19 protein-coding genes are annotated in these 18,909 nt (G+C 71.3%); 11 read left to right on the top strand and 8 right to left on the bottom strand.

The annotated features are described in order from the left end of the window. Window positions 1–262 (top strand): universal stress protein (locus tag ACY34M_RS17760; RefSeq protein ID WP_462723543.1); only part of this gene is annotated, 262 nt, incomplete at its 5' end. A 26-nt stretch (window positions 263–288) separates the two neighbouring features. Here ACY34M_RS17760 and ACY34M_RS17765 read toward each other — a convergent pair. Genes ACY34M_RS17765 through ACY34M_RS17775 form a run of 3 tightly spaced genes read right to left on the bottom strand, consistent with a single transcriptional unit; the run spans window position 289 to window position 4,830 of the window. Next, a complete protein-coding gene (locus ACY34M_RS17765) occupies window positions 289–1,182 on the bottom strand; it encodes a universal stress protein (RefSeq protein ID WP_462723542.1) in 894 nt (297 codons plus the stop codon). Between the two features lie 36 nt (window positions 1,183–1,218). Continuing rightward, complete coding sequence (gene ppdK, locus ACY34M_RS17770; protein WP_462723546.1) at window positions 1,219–3,903, bottom strand: pyruvate, phosphate dikinase; 2,685 nt, start codon at window positions 3,901–3,903, stop codon at window positions 1,219–1,221. A gap of 30 nt (window positions 3,904–3,933) precedes the next feature. Further along, window positions 3,934–4,830, bottom strand: coding sequence for a universal stress protein (locus ACY34M_RS17775; RefSeq protein ID WP_462723541.1), 897 nt, complete (start codon window positions 4,828–4,830; stop codon window positions 3,934–3,936). A 214-nt stretch (window positions 4,831–5,044) separates the two neighbouring features. Between ACY34M_RS17775 and ppk2 the strand changes: the two genes are divergently transcribed. From ppk2 to ACY34M_RS17805, 6 genes are all read left to right on the top strand, one after another. Then, entirely contained in the window at window positions 5,045–5,827 is a 783-nt protein-coding gene (gene ppk2, locus ACY34M_RS17780; RefSeq protein ID WP_462723540.1) for a polyphosphate kinase 2, read from the top strand. A gap of 181 nt (window positions 5,828–6,008) precedes the next feature. Beyond that, complete coding sequence (locus ACY34M_RS17785; RefSeq protein ID WP_462723545.1) at window positions 6,009–6,290, top strand: SHOCT domain-containing protein; 282 nt, start codon at window positions 6,009–6,011, stop codon at window positions 6,288–6,290. 99 nt (window positions 6,291–6,389) lie between these two features. Beyond that, a complete protein-coding gene (locus ACY34M_RS17790; RefSeq protein ID WP_462723539.1) occupies window positions 6,390–6,659 on the top strand; it encodes a DUF1876 domain-containing protein in 270 nt (89 codons plus the stop codon). 108 nt (window positions 6,660–6,767) lie between these two features. Further along, window positions 6,768–7,514 carry an HAD family hydrolase gene (locus tag ACY34M_RS17795; protein WP_462723538.1) on the top strand — a complete coding sequence of 249 codons (747 nt, stop codon included), beginning with the start codon at window positions 6,768–6,770 and terminating at the stop codon, window positions 7,512–7,514. Continuing rightward, window positions 7,511–9,904 carry a glycoside hydrolase family 65 protein gene (locus tag ACY34M_RS17800; protein WP_462723537.1) on the top strand — a complete coding sequence of 798 codons (2,394 nt, stop codon included), beginning with the start codon at window positions 7,511–7,513 and terminating at the stop codon, window positions 9,902–9,904. The genes ACY34M_RS17795 and ACY34M_RS17800 overlap by 4 nt, the downstream gene beginning before the upstream one ends. Window positions 9,905–9,994: 90 nt before the next feature. Further along, a complete protein-coding gene (locus ACY34M_RS17805; RefSeq protein WP_462723536.1) occupies window positions 9,995–10,813 on the top strand; it encodes an MFS transporter in 819 nt (272 codons plus the stop codon). 38 nt (window positions 10,814–10,851) lie between these two features. On the opposite strand, the gene ACY34M_RS17810 is transcribed toward ACY34M_RS17805, so the two are convergent. The 5 genes from ACY34M_RS17810 to ACY34M_RS17830 are packed head-to-tail and all read right to left on the bottom strand — an operon-like array spanning window position 10,852 to window position 14,584. Further along, window positions 10,852–11,682, bottom strand: coding sequence for a hypothetical protein (locus ACY34M_RS17810; RefSeq protein ID WP_462724119.1), 831 nt, complete (start codon window positions 11,680–11,682; stop codon window positions 10,852–10,854). Window positions 11,683–11,731: 49 nt separating this feature from the next. Further along, a complete protein-coding gene (locus tag ACY34M_RS17815; RefSeq protein ID WP_462723534.1) occupies window positions 11,732–12,031 on the bottom strand; it encodes a hypothetical protein in 300 nt (99 codons plus the stop codon). Then, window positions 12,028–12,714 carry a nitroreductase family protein gene (locus tag ACY34M_RS17820; RefSeq protein ID WP_462723533.1) on the bottom strand — a complete coding sequence of 229 codons (687 nt, stop codon included), beginning with the start codon at window positions 12,712–12,714 and terminating at the stop codon, window positions 12,028–12,030. The genes ACY34M_RS17815 and ACY34M_RS17820 overlap by 4 nt, the downstream gene beginning before the upstream one ends. A gap of 31 nt (window positions 12,715–12,745) precedes the next feature. Next, window positions 12,746–13,117, bottom strand: coding sequence for a hypothetical protein (locus tag ACY34M_RS17825; RefSeq protein WP_462723532.1), 372 nt, complete (start codon window positions 13,115–13,117; stop codon window positions 12,746–12,748). Between the two features lie 42 nt (window positions 13,118–13,159). Further along, entirely contained in the window at window positions 13,160–14,584 is a 1,425-nt protein-coding gene (locus tag ACY34M_RS17830; protein ID WP_462723531.1) for a phosphotransferase, read from the bottom strand. Window positions 14,585–15,139: 555 nt separating this feature from the next. Here ACY34M_RS17830 and ACY34M_RS17835 point away from each other — a divergent pair. The 4 genes from ACY34M_RS17835 (at window position 15,140) to dmpG (ending at window position 18,814) form a co-directional block, all read left to right on the top strand. After that, window positions 15,140–15,904, top strand: coding sequence for an IclR family transcriptional regulator (locus ACY34M_RS17835; protein ID WP_462723530.1), 765 nt, complete (start codon window positions 15,140–15,142; stop codon window positions 15,902–15,904). A 71-nt stretch (window positions 15,905–15,975) separates the two neighbouring features. Further along, complete coding sequence (locus ACY34M_RS17840; RefSeq protein WP_462723529.1) at window positions 15,976–16,824, top strand: 2-keto-4-pentenoate hydratase; 849 nt, start codon at window positions 15,976–15,978, stop codon at window positions 16,822–16,824. Beyond that, complete coding sequence (locus ACY34M_RS17845; RefSeq protein ID WP_462723528.1) at window positions 16,821–17,768, top strand: acetaldehyde dehydrogenase (acetylating); 948 nt, start codon at window positions 16,821–16,823, stop codon at window positions 17,766–17,768. Before ACY34M_RS17840 ends, ACY34M_RS17845 begins: the two co-directional genes overlap by 4 nt. Next, entirely contained in the window at window positions 17,765–18,814 is a 1,050-nt protein-coding gene (gene dmpG / locus ACY34M_RS17850; protein WP_462723527.1) for a 4-hydroxy-2-oxovalerate aldolase, read from the top strand. Before ACY34M_RS17845 ends, dmpG begins: the two co-directional genes overlap by 4 nt. Window positions 18,815–18,909 lie beyond the last annotated feature (95 nt).

Genomic DNA, 18,909 nt, shown 5'->3' on the forward strand with positions numbered 1-18,909 from the left:
TGAGGCCCATGTGGTGCACGCCGAGAACGAGTTGACGGCCGTGCTGCACGATCCGCGCGAGGCCCACGGCGGCGTCGCGGAGCACTCGCAGGCCCACGAGGGCCGGGCCCGCGACGTGCTGGTGGAGGCATCCGCGGTCTCGGACCTGCTGGTCGTCGGCGCCCGGCGCCGCCGCAGCTCGGTCGGACTGCAGCTCGGCCCGGTCGGTCACGCCCTGCTGCACCACGCTGCCTGCCCGGTCGCCGTCGTGCCGCACGACTGACGGCGGGCGGGCGCGGTGCGCCCGAGTCACCCGTGCGGCACCAGTGCCACCGGGCACCCCACATGGTGGATCGCCGCATGGGTCACCGATCCCGTGTGGGGACCCAGCGTGGCCGGGCGCATGTGTCGGCCCACGACCAGCAGACCCGCGCCGGCCGCCGCCCGGGTCACGTGGTGGGCCGGCCTGCCCTCCACCACCACCTCACGGACGGGGACCTTCGGGAACTTGGACCGCCACGGGCTCATCGCGGCGGCCAGTTCGGTCTGAACACGCTGCTTGACCGCCTCGCGCTCGTCCCGGCCCACCAGCCCCTGCCGCAACGGGACATGCCACGCGTGCACCACTCGAAGCGGTGCGTTGCGCAACTCCGCCGCATGGAAGGCGAACTCGGTCACCGTGCTGCTCGCGTGTCGAAGGTCCACGGCGAGCGCCACGTCACGCAGCGGGCCACGCCCGCCCGCGGCCCCGCCGAAGTGCAGGTGCTCACTGTCCTGCGTGTACGCGGCACGTACGAGCACCAGCGGGCACGACGCGCGGGCCGCGACGGCCAGGGCCACCGAGCCCGCGAGCACTCCGCTCACGCTCCCCAGCCCCTGACTGCCCAGCACCAGCAGCTCGGCCGATTCCGACTCGGCCAGCATCGCGGGCACCGGCGACCTCCTGATCCGCTCCGTGGACACGTACAACTTCGGGTAGCTGCCGAGGAGTTGACCGCTCACCGAGCGCAGCGCCCTGCCGGCCCAGTACTGCGGGGCCCGCAGCTCGGGGAGCGTCACCTCGGCGCCCGGCTGCGGGAGCCCTTCCCACGCGTGGACCAGACGCAGGGGCAGGCCGCGGCGGAGCGCTTCCCTGCCCGCCCAGTGTGCCGCGGCGGTGCTCTCGCGCGAGCCGTCGACTCCGACGACGATGGGCTTGACCATGACCGTCCCCCTCTCGAACGGGTTGCGTGGACGCCCTCACCGGGCGTCGCTCTCCTCGGCCGGGCCGAGAGCCGCCCGGCCCGCTTCGAGTCGCGCCGCCGGGACCCGGAACGGCGAGCACGACACGTAGTCGAGTCCGGCGCGGTGGAAGAAGTGGATGGAGGCGGGATCGCCGCCGTGTTCGCCGCACACCCCGGTCTCCAGGCCGGGTTTGGCGGCGCGTCCGGCGGTGACGGCGCGCGTCACCAGGGCGCCCACCCCTGCTTCGTCGAGGCGCTCGAAGGGCGAGACGGGGAAGATGCCGCGGTCCAGGTACAGCGGGAAGAAGGACGCTTCGGCATCGTCGCGCGACATGCCCCAGACCGTCTGGGTGAGGTCGTTGGTGCCGAAGGAGAAGTAGTCGGCGTGGAGTGCGATCCGGCCGGCCGTCAGCGCGGAGCGGGGCAGCTCGATCATCGTGCCGATCGGGCAGTCGATGCGGCGGCCGGTCTCCCGCGACACGTCGGCGAGCACCTGTTCCGCCTCGGCGCGGGACTGCTGGAGTTCGGCGGCCTCGGCCACCAGCGGGATCATGATCTCGGCGCGCGGGTCCCCGCCGTCGCGCAGCCGCCGGGCGACCGCTTCGGCGATCGCGCGGACCTGCGTGGCGTACAGGCCGGGTGTCGCGAGGCCCAGCCGCACCCCGCGCAGCCCGAGCATCGGGTTCTGCTCGTGCAGTGCCCGTACGGCGGTGAGGAGTGCGCGGGTACGGCTGCCCGCCCGCTCGTCCTTCGCGACCCGCACGGACAGCGCCGTCAGGTCGGGCAGGAATTCGTGCAGCGGGGGGTCGAGCAGCCGGATCGTGACCGGCAGTCCGTCCATGGCGCGCAGGATGCCGGTGAAGTCGTCCCGTTGCAGGGGCAGGAGTGCCTCCAGCGCCGCGGCGCGGGCGGCGGCGTCGGACGCCAGGATCATGTCCTCGACCAGGGTGCGGCGCTCCCCCAGGAACATGTGCTCGGTGCGGCACAGGCCTATGCCGCGTGCCCCGAGGCGCCGGGCGAGGACCGCGTCCGCCGGGGTGTCGGCGTTCGCACGGACCTCCAGGCGGGCCGCATCGTCGGCGTGCGCGAGGGCGCGCAGCACGGCGTCGCTCAACGCTCCCCCGCGCGAGCCGGTTTCGAGGGTCTCCCGGACCTCGGAGTCCACCAGGGGCAGCGCCCCGAGGTGGACCGTGCCCGCCGTGCCGTCGACGGAGACGGTGTCGCCCTCGTGGACCACCACGCCGGAACGCGTCGTGAGGCGACGGGCCTCGGTGTCGACGGTGAGGCTGTCCGCACCGCAGACGCAGACCTTGCCCATGCCGCGGGCCACGACCGCGGCATGGCTGGTCTTCCCGCCGCGGCTGGTGACCACGGCCTCCGCGACGACCATGCCGGGCAGGTCGTCCGGCGTGGTCTCCTGGCGTACGAGGACCACCCGTTCACCGGCCCGGTGCCTGCGTACGGCGCTGCGCGAGTCGAGGACGACCGCGCCCACCGCGGCGCCGGGTGAGGCGGCCACGCCCCGGACGAGCGGCACGTCGTGGGGCCGCCTGCCGAAGCGCGGGAACATCAAGCGGTTCAGCGCCGCTCCGTCGACCCGCAGCAGCGCCGCGTCCTCGGTGAGGCGCCCCTCGCCCACGAAGTCGTACGCGATCCGGAAGGCCGCCTCCGCGGTCCGCTTGCCGATGCGTGTCTGCAGGATCCACAGGGTGCCGCGCTCGACGGTGAACTCGACGTCGCACATGTCGCGGTAGTGCTGCTCCAACGTCGCCATATGCTCGGCGAGTTCGGTGTACGTCCGGGGCAGGTGGCGGCGCAGCACGTCGAGCGGCAGGGCGTCGCGCACTCCGGCGACGACGTCCTCGCCCTGGGCGTCGGGGAGGTAGTCGCCGTACAGGCCGGACGAACCGGTCGCGGGGTCGCGGGTGAAGGCGACGCCGGTGCCGGAACCGGGTCCGAGGTTGCCGAAGACCATGGCCTGGACGGTGACGGCGGTACCGAGGTCGTCCGCGATGTGCTCGCGCGCCCGGTACAGGCGGGCGCGTTCGCTGTTCCAGGAGGTGAAGACGGCACGGACGGCCTGCTGGAGCTGGTCGATCGGGTCCTGCGGGAAGTCCGCACCGCTCACCCGCCGGATCAGCGCCTTGAACTCCTCGACCAGGATTGCCAGTTGCTCGGCCGGCAGTTCACCGTCGTCCTTGATGTCGCAGGCCCGCTTGCGTTCGGCGATGAGGTTCTCGAACAGGCTCGCGTCGATGCCCATGACCGTGTGGCCGAACATCTGCAGCAGCCGCCGGTACGAGTCCCGGGCGAAGCGCTCCCGGCCGGTGGCCCGGGCCAGCCCCGCCACGCTCGCGTCGCCCAGCCCGATGTCGAGGATCGTCTCCATCATGCCGGGCATGGAGAACCGGCCGCCGGAGCGCACCGACACGAGCAGTGGATCGTCGGCGGCGCCCAGCGTCCGGCCCACGGCACGTTCGAGGGCGGCCAAGTGCCGCGCGACCTCGACACCGAGTTCGGGTGGTTCGGTGCCGGTGGCCAGGAACTCCCGGCATGCCTCTGTGGTGACCGTGAATCCGGGCGGCACCGGCAGCCCCAGGCGGCTCATCTCGGCGAGCCCCGCGCCCTTGCCGCCGAGCAGGTCGGCCATCTCGCGGTTGCCGTCGGCGAACGCGTACACGTACTGCTTCGGCTTGCTCATGGCGGTCATGGCGGTCATGGCGATCCCCCTTCAGGAGTGCGGCACGACGGCGACGGGGCAGAGGGCGTGGTGGATCACCGCATGGGCGACCGGACCGTTGCGGTGTCCGGGCAGGTGCCCTTCGCGCGTGCGCCGTCCGACCACGACGAGGCAGGCGCCCGCGGCGGCGTCCAACAGCGGCTGGGAGGCCCGTCCTTCGCAGACCGTTCCGCTCACCTCGACGTCGGGGAACGTGCCGCGCCACGTCTCCAGCACGGCCCGCTGGAAGCTCTGCCACTCCTGCGCGCGCCGGGGCCCGTCGGCGAGCGCGAGTTCGCCCGGCCCCAGCGTGTAGAACGCCGGATCGCGCCACACGGACACGACGCGCAGCCGCGCACCACGCGACGCGGCGGCGGTGAAGCCGAATTCGATCACTTCGTCGCACGGGTCGGCGAGGTCGAGGCCCAGCACCACGTCGGCGCGGGCGCCGAGCTCACCGGGCATGTGGTCCGTCGGCGTCTCGGACCGGACGAGCACCACCGGCACGGGCGCGGCGGCCGCGACGTGCTGGGCAACCGATCCCGCGACCACACCGCCGACGGCGCCGAGTCCTCGTGAACCGAGAACCAGCACCTCGGCCTGCCCGCCGGCCCGGACCAGCGCACTCGACGCGGGCCCCTCCACGGCATCGGCCGTCACGCTCACGCCAGGGCAGACGGCACGCACCAGCTCCTCCGCCCGGCCCAGCGCCGAGCGCGCCCGCTGACGCTGTGCCGCACTGGCCACGAAGACGCCCGCGGGCACGTCCGACGCGGGGTGCGGGCTCCAGTTCCAGGCGTGCACGAGCCTCAACGGCCTGTTCCGGAGGGCCGCCTCCCTGGCCGCCCACACCGCTGCGGCCCGGCTCTCGGCGGACCCGTCCACTCCGACGACCACAGATCGCGGCATGGTGCTGCCCCCTCTGTGAGGTCTCCTGCTCCGTCCGCTCCCATGGTTGCGCCGACGGCTCGCCTCCAGGAGGGGCCGCCGGGTCCCGGCGAGGGCCGTCCGGCCCATGCCCGTCCCGTCCCTCTGCTTGACCCGACGGGCGGACACGTCCGTAATGTCACTTCAAGGGCGACCGCTCGACGCAGCCGTACGACGGCGAAAGAGGCGAGGACCGGTGAACAAGGACCTCTACGAGCAGGAGCTGTACCGGCTGCAGACGGAGCTGGTGAAGCTTCAGAGCTGGGTGCGCGCGGAGGGCGCCCGGCTCGTCGCGGTCTTCGAGGGCCGGGACGCCGCGGGCAAGGGCGGCACGATCAAACGGGTCGCCGAGCACCTCAATCCGCGGGTCGCCCGGATCGTCGCGCTGCCCGCTCCGACCGAGCGGGACCGCACGCAGTGGTATTTCCAGCGGTACGTGGAACACCTCCCCGCGGCGGGCGAGATCGTCCTGTTCGACCGCAGCTGGTACAACCGGGCGGGCGTGGAACACGTAATGGGCTTCTGCACTCCGGTCGAGCACCGGCGCTTTCTTCACCAGTGCCCCATCTTCGAGCGGCTCCTGGTGGAGGACGGCATCCTGCTGCGCAAGTACTGGTTCTCGGTGAGCGACTCCGTGCAGGAGCGGCGGTTCCGTCGCCGCCTCGAAGACCCCACCCGCCGCTGGAAGTTGTCCCCGCTCGACGTGGAGTCGATCACGCACTGGGAGGCGTACTCAAGAGCCAAGGACGAGATGCTGGTGCACACCGACATCCCCGAGGCACCCTGGTACGTCGTCGAGGGCGACAACAAGCGCAGCGCGCGCATCAACATGATCGCGCACCTGCTGTCGACCATTCCCTACCACGACATCCCGCCGCCCCGTCTGAAACTCCCCGCGCGGCCGGCGGCCACGGGCTACCAGCGCCCGCCACGGGACCTCCAGACATTCGTGCCGGATCACGCGGGCGAGCTGAAGTAGCCGTCTCGCGCACCGATCGTGGCCGGTGTCGGCCGGCGAAGCGCCCAACGGCCCTGCCGCTTTGCCCCTGTCGGCCCATGACGCCCCCGCCGCGCCGGGAGATGGTGAGGACGGGGCCGTGGGATAAGGACATGGGCACCGGTACCGTCCCTTGCGGCCCACGAGGAGGCGAGCGACCGTGATGTTCAGGTATGACCACGAACTCGGCGGGTGGGGCTGGTTCGCCATGTCGGCCGGCACGATCCTCTTCTGGGCCTTGCTCATCGCGATCGGGGTGCTGCTCTTCCGCGCCATGTCCCGGGCAGGAGCCACGGGCTCGGCGCCCCGCACCACCTCGGCTCCGCCCGAGGACGTACTCGCCGATCGCTTCGCGCGCGGCGAGATCGACGAGGACGAGTACTGGCGCAGGATGTCCGTCCTGAACGAACGCGCCGAGAACCGTGCCCGTTTCAGCAAGAGGTGACCGCCCTCTTGATCAGGGCGCTCGGGGGGGAGGAGGAAGGGAGGCGTCTTGGTACGGAACGCGAAAGGGCACGTCACCCGAAACGAGGAGGTGCTCGCCATGACCACCAAGGAATGGACCGTTCGTATTCACATCGTCGAGGATGGCGACGTGACCCGTGCGCGTGCCGAACTCACCACGCCCGGCTCCTCCATGAAGGTCCTCGGCCACGGCACGGCGCGCCGCAATCCGATCGACCGACCTGTACCGGAGATCGGTGACGAACTCGCCGCCGGCCGCGCGCTCGAGAACCTGGCCTCCCATGTGCACGATGTCGCGGTCGACGACATCGTGGAGCTGACGGGACCCTTGGCCCAGCCTCAACGATGAGCGTGGACATCACCCCCAAAGGGTGCCGGTGCGCCCGGTGGCCGTGGTGCCCGGTGGCCGTGGTGCCGCAGCACGGATCCTGAAGGACGTTCGTCGTGAGGAGCAGTCGTGCGTGACCTGGCCCCACCTCTGCGGAGCGTCCGAGCCGTGGTCCTCGACACCGACGGGGTGATCACCGATTCGGCCCATCTGCACGCGGAGGCGTGGAAGGCCGTCTTCGACGCCTTCCTCCAAAAGCATCCGCCGCAACTCCCGGCTGACCGGCGGCCGTTCGATCTCGGGATCGACTACCCGCGGTACGTGGACGGAAAGGCGCGGCGCGACGGCGCGGTCGCCTTCCTCGCCTCGCGCGGCCTGCACCCGGCCCCGGCGACGGTCGAGACGGTGGCCGCCGACAAGGACCGCCGTTATACGGAAGAGCTCCACCGCGGAACCATCGTGCCCGCCTACGCCGGCACCGTGAGCCTGCTGTACGCCCTGCGGGGTTCCGGGGTGCTGCTGGCCGCGGCTTCCGCGTCGCTGCACGCGAAGGAGTTGCTCGACCGCGCCCATGTCATGGACCTCTTCGACGCGGTGGTGGACGGCACGGAGGCGGCACGCCTGAAACTGCGGAGCAAGCCCGCTCCGGACCTGTTCCTCGAAGCCGCTCGCCGACTGCGCACCGTCCCCGCGGAGGCGGCGGTCGTGGAGGACGCCCTCGCCGGTGTCGAGGCGGGGAGGCGAGGCGCGTTCGGCCTCGTGATCGGCGTCGACCGGACCGCCGGGCGGCAGCGTACCCGCGAACTCCTGCGTCACGGCGCCGACCTGGTGGTCGCCGATCTCGGCGAACTGCTCACGGAGGGGGCCACGCCGTGACAGATCCGACGTGGAGCTACGAAGGCTACGTGCCGCACGAGGAACGCCTCAGGGAGTCACTGTGCACGCTGGGCAACGGCTACTTCGCAACCCGTGGCGCCCTTCCCGAGTGCACGGCGGACGAGGTCCACTACCCGGGAACCTACGTGGCGGGCTGCTACGACCGCCTCACCTCTGCGGTGGCGGGCCGCCGCATCGGGAACGAGGACCTGGTCAACGTCCCGAACTGGCTTCCCCTGCGGTTCCGTTGCCGAGGCGAGGAGGGCACCGGACCGTGGCTGCACCCGGACACCGCCAGGGTCCTGGAGCATCGGCAGACCCTCATCATCAACAGCGGTCTGCTGGAACGCCGGACCACCTACGAAGACACCATGGGACGCCGCGTCACCGTGCGGCAAGTGCGGTTCGTGCACATGGCCGACCCTCATCTGGCCGCTCTGCGCACGGAGTTCACCGCGCTGAACTGGACGGGGGAGCTGGAGGTCGAGGCCGCCCTCGACGGCTCCGTCCGCAACGCGGGCGTGCCGCGCTACCGCGACCTGGCCGACCGTCATCTCGTGCACGGCCACACCGGCATGGCCGCACCCGACCTGTTCTGGCTGCGCTGCCGCACCCGCGTCTCCGACGTCCGCATCGCCCTCGCGGCCCGGACCACCTGCGCCGACGCCACGCACGCGGACGACCGCCGCACCGATCTGCGCGCGGCCCGGATGCTGTCCCTGCCGATGGAGCCGGACCGCACCGTGACCGTGGACAAGACCGTCGCCCTGCACACCTCCCGCGACCCCGCCATCAGCGATCCGCTGCAAGCGGCCATCGACCGGGCTCGGCGGGCCCAGCCCTTCGACGGCCTGCTCGACTCCCATCTCACCGCGTGGAAACAGCTTTGGCGGAGGGCCGAACTGGACGTGCCCGAGGAGGCGGGCCGCATTCTGCGCCTGCACCTCTTCCACGTACTGCAGACGCTCTCGCCGCACACCGCCGACCTGGACGTCGGCGTGCCGGCGCGCGGACTGCACGGCGAGGCCTACCGCGGCCACGTCTTCTGGGACGAACTGTTCGTCCTGCCGTATCTGAACCTGCACTTCCCCGAGGTCTCCCGCGCCCTGCTCACCTACCGGCACCGGCGGCTGGAGCGGTCCTGCCGCGCCGCACAGGACGCCGGACGCCGCGGCGCCATGTATCCGTGGCAGAGCAGCAGCGACGGCCGGGAGGAGACCCAGAAACTGCACCTCAACCCGGACTCCGGACACTGGCTGCCCGACCACACCCACCTGCAGCACCACGTCGGCTCGGCGGTCGCGTACAACATCTGGCGCTACTGGGAAGCCACCGGCGACGCCGAGTTCCTGCACACCAAGGGCGCCGAGATGCTGCTGCAGATAGCCCGCTTCTGGGCGGACACGGCCTCCTACGACGACGATCTGGGCCGCTACCGCATCCGCGGCGTCGTCGGCCCCGACGAGTACCACGACGGGTATCCGGAGGCCGACCGGCCGGGCATCGACGACAACGCGTACACGAACGTGACGGCGGCCTGGGTGCTGGGCCGGGCACTCGACCTGCTCGATCTGCTGCCCCCGCCGCGCCGTCAGGAGCTCGCGGAGCACATCGGGTTCGACGACGGCGAGGCGGAGCTGTGGCGGGACGTGTCGCGCTCGCTGCACGTCCCCTTCCACCACGGGGTGATCAGCCAGTTCGCCGGATACGAGCGGCTGGCCGAGCTGGACTGGGAGGCGTACGCGAACAAGTACGGGGACATCCGCCGCCTGGACCGGATCCTGGAGGCCGAGGGCGACCGCGTCAACCGCTACCAGGCCTCCAAACAGGCGGACGTCCTGATGCTCGGCTACCTGTTCTCCCCGGATGAACTCGGCTCGCTCTTCCGCCGGTTGAGCTACTCGCTCGACGACACCACATGGCGGCGCACGGTCGATCACTATCTGCGCCGTACCAGCCACGGATCAACGCTGAGCGGGCTCGTGCACGGCTGGGTGCTCGCTCGCGCGCGCCGCGCCGACGCCTGGCGGTTCGCGCACGAGGCACTGGTCGGGGACATCGCGGACGTGCAGGGCGGCACCACGGGCGAGGGCATCCACCTCGGCGCCATGGCCGGCACCGTGGACCTGATCCAGCGCGGGCTCACCGGCCTCGAGACCCGAGGCGACGCCCTGTGCCTGGACCCGGCGCCACTTCCCGAACTGACCGGCTCCTCCTACGGGTTCACGCTCCGCTACCGCGGCCACTGGGGCGTACGCCTGCGCATCCTCTCCGGCCGCCTGCGCATCACCGTCCCGACGTCGGACCGCTCCCCCATCACCGTCGAACTGCCGGGCCGGGCCGTGACGGTCCGGCCGGGCGAGACGTATGAACTGGCCCTGAAGGAATGAGCACCCGCGCGGCGGGCGGGCGCACGAGTACGGGGCGGCCCGGGCTCGCTTGATCAGCGACCGGCCCACCCCTCTGCGAGGGCCTCCGCAGTGTTCAGAAGAAGAGCCGCGGCACGGGTTCTGTGGTCCCGGCGCCAGGCAAGGGCGAGATCTGCGGTCTGCCTCGCGCTCCTCGCGGCTCTCATCGGCTACGAGCTGCGCCGTGACGACCCGCTGATCGACATGCGCTTCTTCCGCTCGGTCCCCTTCACCGGCGCCGCGGTCAACGCACTGGCCAGCTTCTCCACTCTCGGCGGCTTCCTGTTCCTGACCACTCTCTACCTGCAGAACGTCCGCCACCTGTCCGCGCTGCACGCGGGACTGTGGCTGCTGCCCATGGCCGTCATGGTGTTCGTGTCCGCTCCGCTGTCCGGGCGCCTCGTCGCACGCGTGGGCCCCCGCCCGCCGCTGTTCGCGGCCGGCTGCCTCATCGCCGCCGGCGCAACCCTGTTCGCTGCCTTCGACGGGCAGACCCGCACCTGGTCCATGATCCTGGGCTGCGCCCTGTTCGGGGCAGGGTTCGGCTTCGTCAACGCCCCGATCACCAACACCGCCGTCTCCGGCATGCCCCTCGCCCGGGCCGGTGTGGCCTCGTCCCTGGCCTCCACCTTCCGGCAGACCGGCAGCGTCCTCGGCATCGCCGTCCCGGGAGCCGTCCTCGCCTCCCGCATCGACCCCACCGCCTACGCCGACACCTACGCCTCGGCCGCACGCCCCGCCTGGTGGATCATCGCCGGATGCGGCCTGACCGTCCTCGTCGTCGGCCAGCTCACCAACACCCGGCACGCCCGAGGCGCCCACCAGCCCCCTTTCGCCACAACGGAACGGGGATGCAGACCTGCCGACGCGAACCTCCGGACCTCACCCTGACCTGGAACGCCGAGCGCCTCCTCCGCCGGACCGCCCGCTCACTCGACCGACCGTTGGGCCCATGCTCGAGGGGCGGCCTGTCCGACACGGACGGTCCCGTCCACGGGGACGTACCCCAGCAGGCCGAGATCGACCAGGCTCCTCAGGTGCGCCCAGCATTCTTCGTCGCTCCAGCCGAAGGCGCCCCGCAGCTGATGAGCGGTGGGGCACCCGCCGACACGCCGGTCGTACGTGGAGACCCAGGCGACAGCGTCCCGCTGTTCCTGCGCGGACAGCCCGGTCGTCGTGGGTGGCAAGTCCTCCGGCGGCGTGGCACCGAGCCCCAGGCTGTACGGAGCATCGGTGTAGGTGACCACACCGCGTTGAGCTAGGTACTCAAGGACACCGGCGAGCTCCGCCGCGGTCCAGTCGAAACGCTCACGCAGGTCACCCCATGACGGTCCTCTTCCGTGCTGCTCCCTGGCCTCCGCGATGTGCGCCGCCACGAGCGGCTCCCGACCGCGCAGCAAGGCACGAGCGCGGTGCTTGCGGTACGAGGCCGACGACGAAACCGGCTGCTCGGACGCCGGCTTCTTCGGCGGCTTCGCCTTCCACTCCGCGCGCGAGGAGAGGTGCCAGCGCCCGCACTGCGGGCATTCGTACGCCCGCTGCGGAACCGCGCCAGTGCGCCTCGGACGCTCACGGATCTCCTGCAACCGCAGCTCAGCGCTCTCACGATCAAGAAACTCGGTCTTGCCCCGGCAGGCGCGCACCCGCGTTCTCCGCGTGCGCTCTTGAACCAGCGCCTGCTCGGCAACGGTCGGGCCCTCGGCGTCGACGCCGGTCAGCCCCACTATGTCGTTGATACGAGCTTCGAGTTCCCTGTCCATATGAACCGTTGTACGGCACGCCACTGACAATCTTCACCGACCAGGGCCTTTACCCGGGCGACGGTGGTGACGGTGGTGTCGACGGCGGTTCGCCCGCGCTGTCCGCGCACATGGCAAGCACGGTGTCCCGGTCGGCGACGGGCCAGCCGTATTCCCGTGCGCCCGCGGTCAGTTCCGGATCGGGTTCGAAGGCGATGGGGTGGCCGACGGCCTTGAGGACGTCGATGTCCGAGGCACTGTTGCCGAGCGCCAGCGACGTGGTCAGATCGACACCGGGCAGGGGACGGCCGCAGACATGCCACTCCCTATGAGGTAGCCCGGCAGCGGTCGTGGTCTCGTTGCGGCTCACGACGGCCAGGTGTTGTGGTGCGTGACCTCGGCAGTGCGACAGCGCGGTGCCGGGCGGAAGCCGTGCCCTGTCGGGTGGGCGACGGCGAGCAGCCCGGCCTGGCGGACCGTGGAGGGAAGCCCCAGGACGCGAGCGGCCTCGGCTTCCCTGCCCAGGTGGAGCGTGGTCACGGCGCTGACCAGGTTCTCCAGGCGCAGGGCCAGCATGAGGCTCCATATGGCGGGCCAGATGGAGCCGTAGTACACACTGTGCGCGGCGTGGCCGACCGGAGCGGGAAAGCCCAGGTCGGCGAACTGGGCCTCGAAGTCCTCCGGTGCGGCTGTCAGGCAGGGCACGACGAGGACGGGTGCGCGGTGCAGGTTCTCGGCGAGGTGGGCGGATGCCTCCCACAGTCGGCGGCGGCGTTCGTCGGCGCCGGCCGAGTCCCGCATGACCGTCAGGTAGGGGCCCGCTGCCTCGCGGTAGCAGTCGGCGAGTGCCGCGCGGACGGAGGGGTCGGTGACGAGGATCCATTGCCACGGCTGGCTGTTGGATCCGTTGGGTGCCTGGAGAGCCATGTCCAGGGCGCGTTCGACGGCGGCGGTGTCGACGGCCCTGTCCCAGTCGAGTCGCTTGCGCACGGAGCGGGTGGTGGTGAGCATCTCCCTGGCCGTCAGGGGACTGTGGGGCGGTGTGTCGGGCACGGCTGCGCTCCTTTCGGCGGGCGGGACGGGTTCAGCCGGCGGTCGGCGGATGCCAGGGGTGCTTGTCCCCGTCGACCTTGGGGAGTTGGTGCACCACGATGTCGACCGGGTGGTCGACGGGGAGCGCCCCGTGCGGGTCGCCGGGGGCCAGGACGACGAGGTCGCCGGCGTGGATGCGGTGGTCGGCTCCGCACAGCCAGTAGTCCGCGTCGTGGAGGAAGTAGAAGATCTCCCACATGTGTCGGTGGAAGTGGCGGTCCTCGGTGAAGTGAGCGGGGTGTTTGGCCAGGAGGATGGCTGCCCGGTCGGCGGAGACGGGCAGGTCGAGGTCGCTCAGCGTGAGGACGGTGCGCCCGTTGGGGCGGTGCTCGAGGGGAACTTCGGCTGCGCGGACGACTCGCATGGCAATCCCTTCGCTGGTGTGGGAGGTGGGGCGGGGAAGAGGTCAGAGGGCGTCGAGGCGCGCGGCGACGTCGTTGAGGAGTTCCGCCCCGCGCGCGTACAGGGCCAGGGCCAGGGTTTCGGTGCCGTCCTGACGCAGGTGGAACGGCATGACGCTGGCCATGTGGCAGGCCTCGGCGAACAGGGCCCGCAGATGCCAGTGAGGTTCCTGGCGCAGCCGCTCCCATGCGCCCAGGGCGGCGAGCAGTTCTTGGTGGACCTGCTCGTAGACGGCGGCGATTCGGGGTGCCGTGCAGGTCAGGGTGAGCCTGGCGCCGTCGTGCTGAAGCCGGTAGTGACCGGCGTGGAGCAGGTCATAGAGCGAGTGGCACGAGTGGAGGATCTTTCCGACGTCGTAGGCGATGTCGTAGCTTTCGGCTCCTCGCGGGTCGACGAGCAGGAACCCGGAGCGGGCCGGGCGTACGAGGATGTTGTCGAAGTGCAGGTCACCGTGGATGCGCAGCAGGCTCGGCGGTTCGAGCACCGACAGCTTGGGATGGTGGGCGAGGCGGTTCGCCAGCGGCCAGTGGTTCTCCAGTTCGCGGCCGTTGACGACGAGGGTCGGGCTGTTCCACAGAGCGCGGTACTGGGGCAGCCGGAAAGCGGTCTCCGCGACGCGGCCGGTCACCCGGTCCAGGTGGATACGGCGGGCGTAGTCGTCACGCGGGCCGCGCACGCGCCGGTAGACATGGGAGTCCAGCGTCCGCAGCACCTTGAGCAGGACCGACACGGCCGTCTCCGGGGTCATGCGGCCGTCGAGCAGCAGGGTCCGGAGCGTGGGCAGGTCGTGGTAGGAGAGATCGACCGAGCCTTCGTCCTCGCTCAGGATCTGGGGGAAGAGGCGGCGTGCCGAAGGGTCCAGCGAGCGTAACCAGGCGACTTCGTCGGCGAGTTTGTCCCGGCCGGCCCCGCCTGCCTGTTTGCGCAGCCGCGGTGCGCCTCCGCCTGCGGGCAGAAGTTTGTACGTCGTGGCGTGGGAGCCGCCTCCCATGGGTGCGACATCGAGCCCTTCGGGGCGTCCGTCGTCGGTCGAAGGGACGAGACGCAGGGCTCGTGGTCGTAAGCCACGTATGGAGTCGGTGGCGTTCAGGATCGCGGCGGTGGGGCTGCTGCGGATGTCGGTCACCGCCAGAGGAGACGGGTCGGCGGCGGACAGCCGGCTTGCGAGGACCGCCGCGTCGTCGGCGGTGAGCAGGGCCATGCCGCTGAAGACATACTCGGACAGCATGTCCGTTGCCAGAGCGGTCAGTTGATAGCCGTTCTTCTGCGCGGCACGCAGGCGGGCACGGACCACATTCTGTCCAGCTGGGGCGGCCCTGCTGACGACCACCGCGGTGTGCGGGTAGTCGGCGAGCAGCCGGGCGCTGTCGATGAGGGATTCCGCCCGGGCGTCCGCGAGCAGGACCCGCCCTTCTCCCTTGTGGCACATGTCAAGGAGGTCCGACCGGGCGGTGGATTCGGTGAGGTGCAGGCTGCGTACGCAACTGACCGTGGGGAGTCGGGTGAGTGCTCGGTGCAGGTCAGAGGTCGAAGCATCGGTCTCATGAAGTCGCGGGTGGTGCTGGAGCACCACGATGTGCAGAGCGGCAGGAGCGGCGTTCAATGCAGGCTCTTTCTCGCGAGCGCCCGAATGTGGGGGTGGGCGTGGCGCGTCTTCGATCTTCCTGGGAAAGAGGCATGCACTGATAGCAGATATTTTGCCTAGCTGCTCCTGCCTTGCGTCGTATTAGCCGATGTGGGTGACCCGCAGTCGCTCTCACCAGGATCAACAAGGGGAGTGACACTTCTGAGTCGTGAGCCCTGTGTGACAGCGGGTGGTGAAGAGGTACGAGAGAGCCGCGCTCATGACGCAAATGTGCCCCCGCCGGTCTTCGCTCATCCGCTCGGCCCGCGTGGGCCCGGGGGTGTGCGCACCGTCCCGTACAGTCGAGCCGTCCGTGCAATCTGCGCCAAGGAGCGCCGGGCCCCGAAAGGAACACACCCCTTGAGCGACGACGCGCCGAGCGGCGTCCTGGCCAAGGCCCTCACCGTGCTGCAGGCCTTCACCGTCGAGGACACCACCTTGGGCTTCGCCGAGTTGCAGCGGCGCACGGACTTCGCGAAGAGCACCCTGCACCGGGTCCTCGGCGATCTCGTGGCGGCCCGGCTCCTCGACCGCGTCCAGGGGCGCTACCGGCTGTCCGGCCTGGTCTTCGAGCTGGGGATGCGCGCGTCCGTCGAGCGCGGGCTGCTCGAAGTGGCCACGCCGTTCCTGGAGGACCTGTACGTGCGCACGCACGAGCTGGTCCACCTGGGCACGCGCGAGGGCTCGGAGGTCGTCTACGTCGCCAAGATGGGCGGCCACCAGCAGGCCGACTCCCCGTCGCGGCTCGGCGGCCGGATGCCGCTGCACGCGACGGCGCTCGGCAAGGTGCTGCTCGCCCACGCCCCGGCCGAGGTCCGCGAGGCCACGCTGCGCGGCCCGCTGGAGCGCAAGGCGCCCCGGACCATCACCAACGTCGACGTCCTGACGGGGCAGCTGTCCGACGTGCTCACCAAAGGCGTGGCCTTCGAGTACGAGGAGTCGGCCGTCGGCATCGTGTGCGTCGCGGCCGGGATCTTCGGTCCGGCGGACGAGATCGTGGCGGCGGTCAGCGTGACGGGGCCGGTGCACCGCTTCCAGCCCGCCCGGCACGCCACCAGCGTGCGCGCGGCCGCGGCCGGGATCTCCGCGACGCTCGGGCGGCGCGCGGAGCTGCGCAAGCACTGATTCGTGGGCGAGTTCCGCCAGACGGAACTCGACGCTGGGCGTGGGGCCGCCTGCGTGTCCAAGCTGAGGGCATGAACGAGACTTCCCCCGGCAACGGCACCGGCACCGCCACCGCCACCGACGCCGTGGCACAGGCGGCGCGGCGACTGCTGCGCGCCGCCGACGACCACGTGCCCTGCGCCCCGGTCCGCGACCTGATCGGCAGCGACGACGTGAAGGCGGCCTACGCCGTCCAGGAGCTGATCACCGCTCACCACCTGGACGCGGGCGGCCGGATCACCGGCCGCAAGATCGGCCTCACCTCGCCCGCCGTGCAGAAACAACTGGGCGTGGACCAGCCGGACTTCGGGGTGCTGTTCGACGACATGAGCGTCGCCGACGGGGCGTCCGTACCGGTCGACGGACTGCTCCAGCCGAAGGTCGAGGCCGAGATCGCGTTCGTCCTGGGCGCGGACCTCGCCGAAGGCCCCCTCGACGACACGCAGATCCGGGCCGCCGTGGCGCATGCCGTGCCCGCGCTGGAGATCGTGGACAGCCGGATCGCCGCCTGGGACATCACCTTCGGTGACACCGTCGCCGACAACGGCTCCTCCGCGCTCTACGTCCTCGGCACCCCGGCCAGGCCGCTCGCCGAATTCGAGCCCGTCGAAGCCGCGATGACCCTGAAGCGGCACGGCGAGACCGTCTCCACCGGGAACGGCGCCGCCTGCCTCGGCGACCCGCTCACCGCGCTCGCCTGGCTGGCCCGCACCGCGCGCGACGTCGGCGACCCGCTGCGCGCCGGCCAGGTCGTCCTGTCCGGGGCGCTCGGCCCGATGGTGCCTGCCGCGGCCGGCGACGCGTTCACCGCGGAAATCGGCGGGCTCGGCTCCGTCTCCGTCCGCTTCCACGCCTCCACCCCTGAGGGAGCCACCGCATGAAGACCAAGGTCGCCGTCATCGGCTCGGGCAACATCGGCACCGACCTGACGATCAAGGTGCTACGGCTCTCGGACACTCTGGAGATGGGCGCGATGGTCGGCATCGACCCCACCTCCGACGGGCTGGCCCGCGCCAAGCGGCTCGGAGTGCCCGTCACCGCCGATGGTGTCGAGGGCCTCATCGCGATGGACGGCTTCGAAGACATTCGGATCGTCTTCGACGCCACCTCCGCGAAGGCGCACGTCGCGAACGCCGCCGCGCTCGCCCCGTACGGCAAGCAGCTCGTCGACCTCACCCCGGCCGCCATCGGCCCGATGGTGATCCCGGCGGTCAATCTCGACGACCATGTCGGCGCGGACAACGTGAACATGGTGACGTGCGGCGGGCAGGCCACCATCCCGATCGTCGCGGCCGTCTCCTCGGTGGCACCGGTCCCGTACGCGGAGATCGTCGCCTCGATCGCGTCGAAGAGCGCGGGTCCCGGCACCCGCGCGAACATCGACGAGTTCACCGAGACGACCAGCCACGCCATCGAGACGGTCGGCGGCGCGGAGCGCGGCAAGGCCGTCATCGTCCTCAACCCGGCAGAGCCGCCGCTGATCATGCGGGACACCGTGCTCGCGCTGGTGAACGCGCCGGACGAGGCCACGCACGACGCGATCCGCGCGGCCGTCGCCGAGCGGGTCGACGAGGTGTCGGCGTACGTGCCGGGGTACCGCCTCAAGCAGCAGGTGCAGATCGCGCCGGTCCCCGCCGACCAGCCGGTGCACACCCTCACCACGGCCCCGGTCACCCACCAGGTGTCCGTCTTCCTCGAGGTCGAGGGGGCCGCCCACTACCTTCCGGCGTACGCCGGGAACCTCGACATCATGACGAGCGCGGCCCTGCGGATGGCCGAGGCCATGGCCGCCCGCGCCACCGAACTTCAGGGAGCCGACGCATGAGTGACACCACTGACTCCACGGGGGACACCCCCTCGGGTGACACCAAGCTGTTCATCCAGGACGTCACCCTGCGCGACGGCATGCACGCCATCCGGCACCGCATCGAGCCGGAGCAGGTGGGCCGCATCGTGGCCGCCCTCGACGCGGCCGGCGTAGACGGCATCGAGGTGTCCCACGGCGACGGCCTCGCCGGTGGCTCCCTCAACTACGGCCCCGGCAGCCACACCGACTGGGAGTGGATCGAGACCGCGGCCGCACACATCAAGAACGCCCGCCTCACCACCCTGCTGCTTCCCGGCATCGGCACCATCGAGGAGCTGAAGCAGGCGTACGCGCTCGGCGTGCGCTCCGTGCGCGTCGCCACGCACTGCACCGAGGCGGACGTGTCCGCCCAACACATCGCCACCGCGCGCGAGTTGGGCATGGACGTGTCCGGCTTCCTGATGATGAGCCACATGGCCGACGCGAAGACACTCGCCGCGCAGGCCAAGCTCATGGAGTCCTACGGCGCCCACTGCGTCTACGTCACCGACTCCGGCGGCCGCCTGATGATGGACGGCGTCCGCGAGCGGATGCGCGCCTACCGCGATGTGCTCGACCCCGGCACCGAGCTCGGCGTCCACGCCCACGAGAACCTCTCCCTCGCCGTCGCCAACTCGATGGTCGCGGTGGAGGAGGGTGTGACCCGCGTGGACGCCTCCCTCGCCGGTCAGGGCGCGGGCGCGGGCAACTGCCCGATCGAACCGTTCGTCGCGGTCGCCGACCTCAACGGCTGGAAGCACGGCTGCGACCTCTTCGCCCTCCAGGACGCGGCCGAGGACCTGGTGCGCCCGCTCCAGGACCGCCCGGTCCGCGTGGACCGCGAGACCCTCACGCTCGGGTACGCCGGGGTGTACGGCTCGTTCCTGCGGCACGCGGAGGCGGCGGCCGAGCGCTACGGCGTCGACGTCCGCACGATCCTCGTCGAGGTCGGCAAGCGGGGCCTGGTCGGCGGCCAGGAGGACATGATCGTCGACGTCGCGCTGGGGCTCACCCGGGCGAGCTGACACCGCGTACGCCACAGGGCCGGGAGAGCAAGAGCTCCCGGCCCTGTTCCGCGTGCCCGCACAGCCGTTCCGCCCCCGTCACCGCGGCCCAACCC

Source organism: Streptomyces sp. EDA2-14 (genome assembly GCF_054963755.1).

Coding starts and splice junctions, on each gene's coding strand:
- ACY34M_RS17765 (WP_462723542.1), bottom strand. CDS start 1,182: ATGGTCAAGCCCATCGTCGTCGGAGTCGACGGCTCGCGCGAGAGCACC.
- ppdK (WP_462723546.1), bottom strand. CDS start 3,903: ATGAGCAAGCCGAAGCAGTACGTGTACGCGTTCGCCGACGGCAACCGC.
- ACY34M_RS17775 (WP_462723541.1), bottom strand. CDS start 4,830: ATGCCGCGATCTGTGGTCGTCGGAGTGGACGGGTCCGCCGAGAGCCGG.
- ACY34M_RS17785 (WP_462723545.1), top strand. CDS start 6,009: ATGTTCAGGTATGACCACGAACTCGGCGGGTGGGGCTGGTTCGCCATG.
- ACY34M_RS17790 (WP_462723539.1), top strand. CDS start 6,390: ATGACCACCAAGGAATGGACCGTTCGTATTCACATCGTCGAGGATGGC.
- ACY34M_RS17810 (WP_462724119.1), bottom strand. CDS start 11,682: ATGGACAGGGAACTCGAAGCTCGTATCAACGACATAGTGGGGCTGACC.
- ACY34M_RS17825 (WP_462723532.1), bottom strand. CDS start 13,117: ATGCGAGTCGTCCGCGCAGCCGAAGTTCCCCTCGAGCACCGCCCCAAC.
- ACY34M_RS17830 (WP_462723531.1), bottom strand. CDS start 14,584: ATGTGCCACAAGGGAGAAGGGCGGGTCCTGCTCGCGGACGCCCGGGCG.
- ACY34M_RS17840 (WP_462723529.1), top strand. CDS start 15,976: ATGAACGAGACTTCCCCCGGCAACGGCACCGGCACCGCCACCGCCACC.
- ACY34M_RS17845 (WP_462723528.1), top strand. CDS start 16,821: ATGAAGACCAAGGTCGCCGTCATCGGCTCGGGCAACATCGGCACCGAC.
- dmpG (WP_462723527.1), top strand. CDS start 17,765: ATGAGTGACACCACTGACTCCACGGGGGACACCCCCTCGGGTGACACC.